The following is a 286-nucleotide window of genomic DNA, read 5'->3' on the forward strand; positions in this document are numbered from 1 at the left end:
AGTAGGCATTTAACTTTTTTCTAAGCACCAGAAGCGCAGCAGTTTCGGCTAACGCTGCGTCTTTGCGTTTTAACTCTCTTTCCAGCTCTTTAATGCGTTTCTTATCCGCTTTACGTTCCTGGGCCTGCTGTTTACGCTTATCCGCCTCGGATTGATTACCGGAGATACAGCTATGTTTCCATTGCTGGATTTGCTCCGGGAAAAGGCCCTTTTTCCGGCAGTATTCACTTACCTCAACTTCCGACATGGCAGCAGTCTCTATCACTGCAGAAAACTTCTGCTCTGC

At 47.2% G+C, this 286-nt stretch carries 1 protein-coding gene; it reads right to left on the reverse strand.

Annotated features, from left to right (window positions below; all coding sequences use genetic code 11):
* A partial coding sequence (locus ACX5KA_RS18455) for a transposase (RefSeq protein ID WP_458731846.1) occupies positions 1 to 286 on the reverse strand: 286 nt, incomplete at both ends.

The sequence above is a fragment of the Alteromonas alvinellae genome (assembly GCF_902705805.1).